This is a genomic window from Rhodopila globiformis, assembly GCF_002937115.1.
Classification (GTDB): Bacteria; Pseudomonadota; Alphaproteobacteria; order Acetobacterales; family Acetobacteraceae; genus Rhodopila; species Rhodopila globiformis.
The window spans coordinates 1-11,128 of record NZ_NHRY01000168.1; the positions used below are offsets into that span (position 1 = coordinate 1).

The 11,128-nt window shown below is 68.6% G+C and carries 10 protein-coding genes and 1 pseudogene; 4 read left to right on the forward strand and 7 right to left on the reverse strand.

Annotation, left to right across the window (positions count from 1 at the left end):
• The 4 genes from CCS01_RS15970 to CCS01_RS15985 all read right to left on the reverse strand — a co-directional run.
• Positions 1 to 517, reverse strand: a 517-nt coding sequence (locus CCS01_RS15970) for an alpha/beta fold hydrolase (protein ID WP_146101795.1), incomplete at its 3' end; no start/stop codon positions are given.
• Positions 518 to 908: 391 nt separating this feature from the next.
• Positions 909 to 1,958 carry an amidohydrolase family protein gene (locus CCS01_RS15975; protein WP_104519786.1) on the reverse strand — a complete coding sequence of 350 codons (1,050 nt, stop codon included), beginning with the start codon at positions 1,956 to 1,958 and terminating at the stop codon, positions 909 to 911.
• A 74-nt stretch (positions 1,959 to 2,032) separates the two neighbouring features.
• On the reverse strand, positions 2,033 to 4,387 hold the full coding sequence (locus tag CCS01_RS15980) for a glycosyltransferase (protein WP_104519787.1): 2,355 nt from the start codon (positions 4,385 to 4,387) through the stop codon (positions 2,033 to 2,035).
• Positions 4,388 to 4,572: 185 nt separating this feature from the next.
• On the reverse strand, positions 4,573 to 5,358 hold the full coding sequence (locus tag CCS01_RS15985) for an enoyl-CoA hydratase/isomerase family protein (RefSeq protein WP_104519788.1): 786 nt from the start codon (positions 5,356 to 5,358) through the stop codon (positions 4,573 to 4,575).
• A gap of 125 nt (positions 5,359 to 5,483) precedes the next feature.
• Here CCS01_RS15985 and CCS01_RS15990 point away from each other — a divergent pair, with 125 nt between their 5' ends.
• Both CCS01_RS15990 and CCS01_RS15995 read left to right on the forward strand, forming a co-directional pair.
• Entirely contained in the window at positions 5,484 to 5,759 is a 276-nt protein-coding gene (locus CCS01_RS15990; RefSeq protein ID WP_239992189.1) for an antitoxin, read from the forward strand.
• Complete coding sequence (locus CCS01_RS15995) at positions 5,756 to 6,178, forward strand: type II toxin-antitoxin system VapC family toxin (protein ID WP_104519789.1); 423 nt, start codon at positions 5,756 to 5,758, stop codon at positions 6,176 to 6,178. The genes CCS01_RS15990 and CCS01_RS15995 overlap by 4 nt, the downstream gene beginning before the upstream one ends.
• A gap of 244 nt (positions 6,179 to 6,422) precedes the next feature.
• Here CCS01_RS15995 and CCS01_RS16000 read toward each other — a convergent pair whose 3' ends face one another.
• From CCS01_RS16000 to CCS01_RS16010, 3 genes are all read right to left on the reverse strand, one after another.
• Positions 6,423 to 6,779, reverse strand: coding sequence for a helix-turn-helix domain-containing protein (locus tag CCS01_RS16000; protein ID WP_104519790.1), 357 nt, complete (start codon positions 6,777 to 6,779; stop codon positions 6,423 to 6,425).
• A gap of 321 nt (positions 6,780 to 7,100) precedes the next feature.
• On the reverse strand, positions 7,101 to 8,282 hold the full coding sequence (locus CCS01_RS16005; RefSeq protein ID WP_239992190.1) for a beta/alpha barrel domain-containing protein: 1,182 nt from the start codon (positions 8,280 to 8,282) through the stop codon (positions 7,101 to 7,103).
• A gap of 7 nt (positions 8,283 to 8,289) precedes the next feature.
• Entirely contained in the window at positions 8,290 to 9,714 is a 1,425-nt protein-coding gene (locus CCS01_RS16010) for a class II 3-deoxy-7-phosphoheptulonate synthase (protein ID WP_104519791.1), read from the reverse strand.
• Positions 9,715 to 9,925: 211 nt separating this feature from the next.
• On the opposite strand from CCS01_RS16010, the gene CCS01_RS16015 reads away from it, so the two are divergent.
• A complete protein-coding gene (locus tag CCS01_RS16015) occupies positions 9,926 to 10,924 on the forward strand; it encodes an NAD(P)H-dependent flavin oxidoreductase (RefSeq protein WP_204848307.1) in 999 nt (332 codons plus the stop codon).
• Between the two features lie 108 nt (positions 10,925 to 11,032).
• Positions 11,033 to 11,128, forward strand: a pseudogene (locus tag CCS01_RS35260) (IS5/IS1182 family transposase); the annotation flags it as partial.

An 11,128-nucleotide genomic window follows, 5' to 3' on the forward strand; every position in this document is an offset into this window, starting at 1 on the left:
CTAGGTAGATCCGCTCGCGCCCGGCGACCAGTCGCTCCATGTCAGGTCCGCCAAACCGAAAATGCCATAGCAGCGGATTTTTCAGGATATCCTCCCAAGGTCCGACGCCCGGAATTGGCGCGTCAATCAGCACCAGGCGCCCGACCTGCTCAGGCATCTGCGCGGCGAATTGAAAGGCGACCATATTGCCGATGTCGTGGGCAACGAGATCGATCCGCTCAACGCCAAGAGCGGCGAGCACGCCCGCGACATCACCCGCCTGGGTTTTTTTGTCGAAGCCGCCAGCAGGTTTGGAGGACAGGCCCAGACCGCGCAAGTCGGGGACGATCACTTGATGGTCCCGTATGAGATCGGCTGCCATCGATGCCCACATATCGCCGGTCTCGCCATAGCCATGCAACAGTACGACGGCCGGCCCCTCGCCGCCAACACGGACATGCAGGGTCGTTCCGTTCGTCGGAATGTCTTGCGTGCGGAAATCGGGCGGGAACGGCTGGAACTTTGTCGCAGGGGGCATGGCTGTCTCCGCGGAGGGAAGGCCTTCTTCGGCAGTCCAAGCTTAGCCGCGTGGTTTCTACGCCCTATCCCATGGAAACTTACCGCCGCCAAGCCTTGTGGAATGTCCGGTTCTGGAGCCACACGATCAGCGGTCAGGCCGCAACCGCGGGTCGGGAACGGCCGCCACGCCAAGAGCGGTGGATGGCAGCTTCGCGCCCCAGCATCCCCGGAACCCGCCATTCCGCTCCCAGCCAGTTCCGGCCATGAGCCAGATGTCCGGCTCCCACACGGTCACGCGCCGCCCACCCGAACCGGTCGCTGGCCAGGGAGCCTTGGCACAGGGAGACGGACGGAGCCCGGCGGTGGGCAGGCCCCATTCGTCAGCCGGCCACACCCCGGGCCGCCTTGTCTCAGCCCACCGGCGGCAGGTTGTAGAAGCACTGCGCCGTCCGATGGAACAGCGCCGCCTTCTCGCTCTCGGAATACTGTGCCGCGATGCGCTTGAATGCGTTCCACAGCACCGGGTAGGAGCACGTCCCCTTGTCCACCGGGAAGTTGCTCTCGAACATGCAGCGGTCCGGCCCGAACGTTGCGATCGCGTGCTCGAAATACGGCCGCCACGCCGCTGCCAGCTCGCCGGAGGACGGCGGCAGCACATGCTGGTGGAAACCGAAGCCGTTGACGTTCATCGCCAGGCCGCCGAGCTTGACGCACAGGTTCCGGTATTCCGCCAGCTCGGTGATATAGGCGCGCCATTGCGCGAACACCTCGGCCCGCCGCCCTTCATAGGGCCCGACGCCGAGCGGGCCGCCGGCGTGGTTCAGCACCACCTTCTGCTCGGGAAACGCCCGCAGCAGGTCGCGCAGATCGGCCAGTTGCGGATGGTACAGCCAGGCCTCGAACGTCAGCCCCTGCCGCTGCAGCCGGGCGAAGCCGGCGCGGAAGGCGGGGTCGCGGTAGAGGCCGGGCGGTGCGCCCGGCGGCGCCGTCGGGGCGATGCCGGGATCATGGGTGGCGCTGTGGCGGATGCCTTTGAACCGCCCGCCACCGGCGGCGACATGGGCCTCCAGCACCGGATCGATCCGGTCGCCCAGCCGGCAGTCCGCGTAGCCGACAATGCCGGCACAGGCGCGCAGCGGACCATAGTTGCCCGATTCGCACGCCTGCGCCGCCGCGGCGGCGAACTCGGTCTCGCCGACGGGCTGCAGCTCCGGCGGGCCGCCGGGGCGGTAGTCCGAGCCGCACTGGATATACACGGTCGCGAGAATGTTATGCCCGGTACGGACGTCGGCGACGAGGTCTTCCAGCAGGTAGCGGTCCGGCCGCGCCCGCCAGAGGTGATGATGCGGATCGATGATGGGCTGTGACGGATCGAGCACCTCTTCCGTCAGTTTCGCCAGCCAGTCCGGGCGGACAGGCGGATGATGAAACGGTTGACGCTCCTGTTGCTGGGTTGCCATGGCATCGTCTCCCCGGATGGGACCGTTATCCAGCCACGTTCGACGGGAACTGGCAATGCGGCGGTACGGGCGTGTCAAGTATTGCTGGCTCGATCCAGGAACGACATCCAGCTTATCGCGCCGGCTGCGGCATTCCGGCCACTGGCGGCCGGCGCCGCGCCGTCCCGGCGGGACACACCTTCAGATGCCCCTCGACATGCCCCTCGACATGCCCCTGGCACTGCGCCGCGGGATGGCTTGTGGCCGCGGCCGACGCGCACGGCCTCCAGCAGGCTGGCCGTCATCGCCTCACGCGAGAAGCGGGACCGGGCGTAGTCGATCTGCAGCCGGCTGCGCCATTCCCACTCCTCGTCGTCCCGCAGCAGCAGCCCGACGGCGCGGGCGAAGCGGCGTGGCTGGTCCTCGACCATGACCAGTTGCGACAGCCCGGGCAGGCCCTGCGCGCCGATGGGCGTGGTGACCAGCGGCAGGCCCTCGCGCAGCGCCTCCACCACCTTCAGCTTGACCCCGGCGCCGCAACGCAGCGGCACCACGGCGACCCGCGCCCGGCGATACGCCGCGGACAGGTCGAGGTCCGAGACGTCGGCGAACACGGCGATCCCGTCCCCGGCCAGGGCCCGCACCCGGGCCGTCGGGGCGGCGCCGATGATCGACAGGTGCGCGTCGGGGCACTGGGCGCGGATCAGCGGGAAGATCTCGTCGACGAACCAGCAGGCGGCGTCCTCGTTCGGCGGATGGCCGAAGCCGGCGACGAAGATGATCTCCCGGCCCGGCTGCGCCGGACGCTCCGGGCTGAAGCGGTCGAAGCAGTATGGCACCACCGGGGCGACGGCGGCATCGGGCTGCAGGGCGAGTGCGATCGAGGCTTCCTCCTCGGACGGATACAGTGACACGTCGGCCTGGTGCCACAGCGTGAACTCGCGCTGCTCCATCCAGTCCGCCTCGCGGCGCAGCACGTCGTCCTGCGTCACCGTAGCCTGCTGGCGCATGCGCCAGAAGTGCAGATCGTGGCCGTAATAGACGATGCGGGCGCGGGAATGCTGCCGCAGCGGGGCGATCACGTCCTCGGCGACGTCGGGGCGGCTCAGCAGCACGGTGTCGATCTCGTGGCCGTGGTTGCGGATCCATGCCTCGAACGGCGCCTGGGCGGGGCCGTAGAACACCTCGACGCCCATGCCTTGCAGCGTTTCGGTGTAGCCGCGGCTGTAGGCGCGGTTGTGCGGCCAGAACTTCACCACCACGCCGGCCTGCAGCAGGACGTGCAGGAACGCCATCATCGTGCGCGAGCCGGCATCGCGGTCCGGCGTCGGCACCCCGTGGTCCACCACCAGCACGACATCGCGGTGCATGGCGCGGTCGCGGGCGCGGAACACGCCGTCGCCGTTGGGATAGTGCTGCTGCGCCAGGACGTCCGCCCAGGTTTCGACGAAGGTCTGGCGGTTGACCACCTGGCAGGACTTGATGCCGACCGCGGTGTCGCGGCCGTGGGAGACGCCTTCGAAATGGATCACCCGCGCGGCCGGCTGGTAGAGCGTCTTCAGCCCCCGCTGGCGCAGGCGGAAGCACAGATCGGCGTCCTCGAAATAGGCCGGCGCATAGCGTTCGTCGAAGCCGCCGAGATCGCGGAACACGTCGGCCGCGACCAGCAACGCGGCGGCCGAGCAGTAATCGACCTCCCGCACGTAGTTGTAGGCGGGCGCGGCCGGCTCCTCATGCCGGCCGAAATTCCAGCCGCTGCCGTCGCGCCAGATGATGCCGCCGGCTTCCTGCAGGCGGCCGTCCGGGTAGAGCAGCTTGGCGCCGACGGCGCCGACGTTATTCCGCTCCCGCAGCAGGGCCAGCATCGGGTCCAGCCAGTTGCCGAGCACCTGGGTGTCGTTGTTGAGCAAGTACAGATACCGGCCTTTCGCCAATCCCGCCGCCTTGTTGCAGCTTCGCAGGTAGCCGAGGTTGCTGTCGTTGCGGACCAGCCGGATGCCATCCACCAGCGCGAGCGCGGCGGCATCCGGACCATCCCAGGCGTCGTCGATGACGATCACCTCCAGCGGGATGGCGGAGGGATGGGCGGCGATCGAGGCGAGGCAGCGCAGGGTATAGGGCACCTGGCCGTAGGTTGGGATCAGGACGGAGACGACCGGCGCCTGCGACAGCGGCAGGACCAGCGTCGCGGGATCGACCGGGGCGGTAATCGTGCCGGGAAGCGCGGCCGGCGCGTTGCGGCGGAGCCGGCGGGCGCGCAGCCAGTAGCGGGCATGGATATGCAGCTGCAACGTCGCCGTCCACCACAGCAGCAGGATGCCGCGCCGCAACAGGCCCGCCACGACAGGAGACCGCGCCTGCTGCGCCCGGGCGAGGGCCAAGCCTCGCCAGAGGACACGATCGATGGCAGCCGCGAGATGGGTGCGGGAAACGCGGAGCGAATGGCTCATGCGAGGGGCCTCCTGGACGGCCCCTGCTAGCGCGGGAATGGTTAAGAAACGGTTAAGAGAAAACGCTGATGTATGCCCTGTTGAGCAGCGTGGCGGCTGGCCGTTTCCCAGCGGTCATGGCGGGCGCGGGTCCTCCATTCACGCCTTTGATTATATGGGAGAAAGGCTGGAATGCCCGAGCGGGGTCACTTCGCCTGGAAGTCCGGCAGCCGGCGCTCGGCCATGGCTTTGGTGCCTTCGCGGAAGTCGGCGGTGTTGCGCAGCCAGTCCTGCTCCTCGTACTCGCGCTCGGTGGCGCGGGCGACGGCGTCGGCCAGGCCGCGGCGGAGGGTTTCCCGGGTGGAGATGATCGCCAGCGGCGCGGACTGGGCGATTTCGGTGGCGAGTTCGACCGCTTTGGACCGAACCTGGTCGAGCGGAACGCAGTAATCGACCAGACCAATCCGCAGCGCGTCCTCGCCGGTGATGCGCCTTCCGGTGTACATCAGCAGCGCCGCCTGCTGCTCGCCAATCAGGCGCGGCAGGGTGGCGGTCAGGCCGAAGCCGGGATGGAAGCCGAGGCGGGTGAAGTTGGCGGAGAACCGCGCCTCCGGGCAGGCGACGCGGAAATCGGCCATCACCGCAAGCCCGACGCCGGCGCCGACCGCCGCGCCGTGCACTGCGGCGACGATCGGCTTGCCGGTGCGCCACAGGCGCTGCGCTTCCTTGTAGAGATGCCGGCCGCGCTTGGTGGCGCGGGCGACGCCGTCCGGGCCGCGGCTGCCGAAGTCGGCGCCGGCGCAGAAGTGCTTGCCCTGGGCGCACAGGACGATGGCGCGGACGCCGGGGGTGCGGTCGTGGATCTCCAGCGCGTCGGCGATCTCCGCCACCATGTCGGTGTCGATGAAGTTGTTCGGGCCGCGGCGGATCTCGATGGTGGCGATGTTGCCGGCGGTGTCGACGCCGATGTGTTCGTAGCTGGCGTGCTGCATGGTGGTTTCCTGCCCTTTGTTCGATACCGGGGGAGGTTAGAGCGGTTCGGCGGGGAGGGGAAACCGCGGGGGCTTGCGGAGGTTAGGGCGGGAGTATATATTGCAGTCTATATTCGTTGATGGAGATGGCCGTGCTGGAAACCCGTATTGCCAAGCTGTTCAGGAACGGCGCCAGCCAGGCGGTGCGCCTGCCCGCGGAATTCCGGTTTGAGGGAACCGAGGTCTTCGCCACGCGCGATGAGCAGACAGGTGACGTTGTGCTGTCCACGCGGCCCGGTGCCCGGACCTGGGCGGAATTCTTCGCGCTGATGCGCTCGATCGACGTGCCCGCGGACTTCATGGCCGAGCGGCCGATGAATGTGGTGCCGGCGGAGCGTGGCGTGTTTGACGATGCCAAGTGACCGTAGCGCTGTACCTGCTGGACACTGACACCGCGAGCTTCGTCATCAAGGGCCGCTCGCCGGAGGTCGAGGCGCGATTGGCCGAAATCCCCCCGGACCGCATCTGCGTCTCGGCGGTGACGCGGGCTGAGCTGATGTATGGGCTGAAGCGGATTGCACCCTCGCATCCGCTGCAGGTGGCCGTGCCTGCGTTCCTGAAGATTGTGCAGGTTCGGGCGTGGGACGCCGATGCGGCGGATGTCTATGCGGAGATCCGGCATCAACTGACCAGCACCGGCCAGCCGATTGGCGACATGGACATGATGATCGCAGCCCATGCCATCGCGATTGGGGCGGTGCTGGTGACCAACAACACGCGGCACTTCGGACGCATCGCAGCGCCGCTGGTGCTGATGAACTGGCGCGAGGGAGCGGCGTAGGCGCGCGGGCGACCTGTCGTGCCTGCCGCCGGGCTTGCCCACCCGCACGGCCATCTCCGGCGCCATGGAAACGGCTTCGGCTGTCAGCCGGTGCGATCCTGCCGCGACACGCCAGGCGCGTCGGCCGCAGCAGACACGCCAGGACCGAGGGCGGGAAGCACGTCAGCCCGCAGGATCGCGCCGCGGTGCGCCGGCCGGCGCCGGGATCGTGGCGCATGCCGGCCATCGGAGACTCCCGATGGCTCTACCCGTCCACAAGGTCATCAACCCGGACATCCAGCCGGCGCGCCAACCGGACCATGATGCCGATGTCAACCGCCCGGCGTGTGCCGCCCTCGATCTGGGCGATATAGGCCTGCGAGACATCCGCCGCCTCGGCCAGATCGGCCTGGGTCAGGCCGCGGTGCCGGCGCCAGAACGCCAGCGGCGTCGGCGCGTTGAGGTAAGCGTCCATCGCCTCGGCCGGAATGGCCGACATCGCACCGGATGCCACGGCGCGCATCGCGGCCTCGGCGTCGCGGGCGTCGATCAGGTCCTGGTATTCCTGTTCAGGCAGCACGACGAAGCGCCGGCCGTCCCGGGTGATGGTCTCGATGGTCATGCCATGCTCCGCTCAATCATAAACGCTGCCGCGTGGACCGATGCGCGTGACCGTGATCGCGGCGTCCGTGTCGACGAAAACCAAACGGTAGTCGCCAACCCGCATCCGACTGGCATGCGATCCGACAAGCCGCGTCATGGTGTTCGCGTGGGCCGTGTGATCAGCCGTGTATTGCCTGTGGACCAGCCCGACCAGGGTGGCAACACGGCTGTGCTTCGTGCGGCGCTGGCGTCTGGTGCGGTTGCAACGTCGGTGCGCAGATGGCCGGGACAAGCCCGGCCATGACGATAGAGTGACGACCTGTTGGTAGCGACGCTTTCCCTACCCGCCCCGTCTCCGCGCCCCATTCTTCCGCAACAAAAACTCCCGCCCGATCTTCACCATCGGCACGCCGTCATACTCGACAATATCCGCCGTGGCATACGTCTCCTGCCACACTTCCGGAATAAAACTCCCCGTCCCCACCACGTCGATCGGCGCCTTGGCATCCGCCATCACGCGGCACTTCTCCACGCCGAAGCCGGACGAGGCCACGATCTTCACCTTGTCATACCCGGCCTGGTCCAGCGCCTCCCGCATCCGCCAGATCGCCGCCGCCGAGACGCCGGTGCCGACCAGCGCGCGCAGTTCGGAGTCGCTGCGGTAGCGCCGGATCGCGCCGGGCGCATGACGTTCCAGCACCGCATAGCTCTCCGCCGGATCAAGCCCCTCCAGGAACCGCCCGCCGTGCGTATCCAGCCGGAACCCCAGTTGCCCCGCCGCCGCCATGTCGGGGAACCGCGCGCACACCGCCAGCGCGTCGGTGATCTCCCTGCCGAAATAATCCACCAGCACGGTCATCGGCTCGTCCGGAAACGTCTCCCGGAACATCTCCGCCGCCCGCACCGTCGATCCGGCGTAGCCGATCAGCGAGTGCGGCATGGTGCCGAAGCCGCGCGGGGCGCCGAACCAGTGGGCGGTGGCGTCGTTGGCGTTGCCGATGAAGCCTTTGGCCCCTTCCCGCTTCGCCGCCTCGCTGCCGACGGCGGCGGCGTAGGACATCATGTCCTGCATCTCCGCCCCGGCGCAGTGGCGTGCCTCCATCGCCAGGAACACCACGTGCGGCAGCGCCATCGCCATCTGGTAGGCGTTGTGCGCGGCGACGCAGGCCGAGCCGATTTTCTGCAGCAGGATCGTTTCCAGGTCAGACAACTGCACCAGGCTGCCGGTAATGTAGCCGATCGGCTCGCCGGCGCCGACCCAGTCGCCTTCGCGGTAGATCAGGTCGATGCCGATCTCGGTGCCGCGCAGCGCCGCCACCATGTTCAGCCAGTCCAGCATCAGCCGCGGCGCGCAGATCACCGGGCGGCGCAGGAACACCGCGTAGGTGACGCGCTTGTCGCCGAAAGCCGCGACGATCCGCTTGGTGCGGTTGAAGTAGCTGTCGGTGCGCGCCGCGATATCCGCCGCCACGTCGATCGCCGGCCGATCGACCGCCGGAAATTCAGGCCGATGGGCTGTCATCGGGCGGTCACTGGGCTGCCAGGGCGGGCGAGGCGGACGGCGCGCGGCGGGCCTTCAGTTCCTCCGCCACCAGGAACGCCAGTTCCAGCGCCTGTTCGGCGTTCAGCCGCGGATCGCAGAAGGTTTCGTACCGCTCGCTCAGATCGGCCTCCGACAGGCGATGGGCGCCGCCGATGCACTCGGTGACGTCCTGCCCGGTCATTTCGACATGCACGCCGCCGGCCCAGGAGCCCTCGGCGGCGTGAACATCAAAGAAACTGCGGACTTCCTGGAGGATCGAATCAAAATTCCGCGTCTTCAGCTTGGCCACCGTGGAGATGGTGTTGCCGTGCATCGGGTCGGACAGCCACAGCACCTTGTGCCCGGCCCGCTCCACCGCGCGCACCAGGGGCGGCAGCTTCGCCAGGATCTTTTCGGCGCCCATGCGGCTGATCAGGGTGATGCGGCCAGGCTCGTTCTTTGGGTTCAGGATGTCCAGCAGCTTCAGCAGGTCGTCCGGGTCCTGGGATGGGCCGATCTTGATGCCCAGCGGGTTCTGCAGGCCGCGCAGGAACTCCACGTGCGCGCCGTCCACCTGGCGGGTGCGGTCGCCGATCCACAGGAAGTGGGCGGAGCAGCCGTACCAGTTGCCGGTGGTGGAATCGACGCGGGACAGCGCCTGCTCATACGGCAGCAGCAGCGCCTCGTGGCTGATGTAGAAGTCGGTTTCCCGCAGGTCGCGCGTGGTGGTGCTGGTCATGCCGCAGGCGGCCATGAAGGCCAGCGTCTCGTCGATGCGCGATGCCAGGTCCTTGTAGCGATCGGCCAGCGGCGAGCGTTCGACGAAGCCCAGGTTCCAGCGGTGCACCTCCGACAGGTCCGCGTAGCCGCCCGAGGAGAACGCGCGCAGCAGGTTCAGCGTGCTGGCCGACTGGAAGTAGCCGAATTCCATCCGCGCCGGATCGGGCACGCGGGCGGCGGCGGTGAACTCCGGCCCGTTGATGATGTCGCCGCGGTAGCTGGGCAGGGTGACGCCGTTGATCGTCTCGGTGTCCGAGGACCGCGGCTTGGCGAACTGCCCCGCCATGCGGCCCATCTTCACCACCGGCAGGGAGGCGCCGAAGGTCAGCACCACCGCCATCTGCAGCAGCACGCGGAACGTGTCGCGGATGATGTTGGCGGTGAAGTCGGCGAAGCTCTCGGCGCAGTCGCCGCCTTGCAGGACGAACGCCTTGCCTTCAGACGCCGCGGCAAGCTGCGCCTTCAGCCGCCGCGCCTCGCCGGCGAAGACCAGCGGCGGATAGCGGTGCAGGCGGCCTTCGATCTCCTCGAGCTTCACCGGGTCCGGGTAGGTCGGGACCTGGCGGATCGGGCAGTCGCGCCAGGAATCCGGGTCCCACGGGCGGGAGGCAGCGGTGCCAAGGGGGCTATTCGGGGCGGTCGCGTTCGGCATCAATATTCTCCTGATTGCCTTATGTCGCGAAACCGCGGGAAACGCTACCGCTTCCGATGGGCGCCTGCCGTGCGCCGGGGCATGCCCAGCCGCACGGCGCCACCCATCCCTGACAGCGCGAGGTGACGGACGCGGCCGGGCTGTGCATCATGCAGCCACAGCGAGAGCCCGTGCCGATTTGTCCGGCCGGGATCGCGATCCGGGAGGTGGCGTGACGGCAAACATGAATACCCCGGAGACACCCTTCGCCATCCTGCGCCGCCGGCTGCGCCTGCCGCTGATCGCGGCGCCGATGTTCCGCGTCTCCGGCGTCGACCTGGTGGCGGCGGCGTGCCGCAGCGGCGTCATCGGCGCCTTTCCCACCGCCAACTGCCGCACGGCCGAGGAACTCGACGCCTGGCTGGACCAGATCACCGCCGCGCTGCAAGGCCAGGAAGCCGCGCCCTGGTGCGCCAACCTGATCGTGCACCGGTCCAACCCGCGGCTGCCCGAGGACCTGGCTGTGCTGCTGCGGCACCGGCCGGAAATCGTCATCACCAGCGTCGGTTCCCCCGCCACGGTCATTGGCCCGCTGCACGACGCGGGGGCGCTGGTGCTCGCCGACGTCGCCTCGATCCGGCACGCGGAACGGGCGCTCGCGGCCGGCGCCGACGGGCTGGTGCTGCTGAGCGCGGGGGCCGGCGGGCAGACCGGTTGGCTGAACCCGTTCGCCTTCGTCCGCGCGGTGCGGCGCTTCCATGCCGGCCCGCTGGTGCTGGCCGGCGGGATCGGCGACGGCCAGGCGCTGGCGGCGGCGCTGACGCTGGGCTGCGACCTGGGGTACATGGGCACCCGCTTCATCGCCACGACCGAGAGCATGGCGCAGCCCGCCTATAAGCAGATGCTGGTGGACAGCACCGCCGACGACGTGCTGCTGACCCGCGCCTTCACCGGCCTGCCGAGCAACATGCTGCGGCCCTCGATCATCGCCGCCGGACTCGACCCCGACGCCCTGCCGGAGCGCGGGGGCATCGACGTGGCGACGGATCTGGCCGCCGATCGGCCGCGGCGGTGGCGGGATATCTGGAGCGCGGGACACAGCGTCTCGGCGGTATCCGGCATCCTTCCGGTTGCGGCGCTGGTTCATACGATTACCGCGGAGTATCAGGCCGCGTCCGGTTACAGCAGACCGCAGGTTAGGGCGTGTCGTCAATTGGAGCCAGCCGAGTGAGTCTGGGCTGCAACAGTGCGGCGGAATCGTTGATCAACAAGCGGCTTCCCGATTCCAGCAGCCCCGGTTCTTCGATGCATAGGCAGTCAGCTTTGGAGAGGCTGACCGATGCATCGACATGCCTTGCGCGACGACCAGTGGGAGCGGATCAAGGACCATTTGCCGGGCCGTCCGGGGTCCGTTGGCGTGACCGCTGCGAACAAC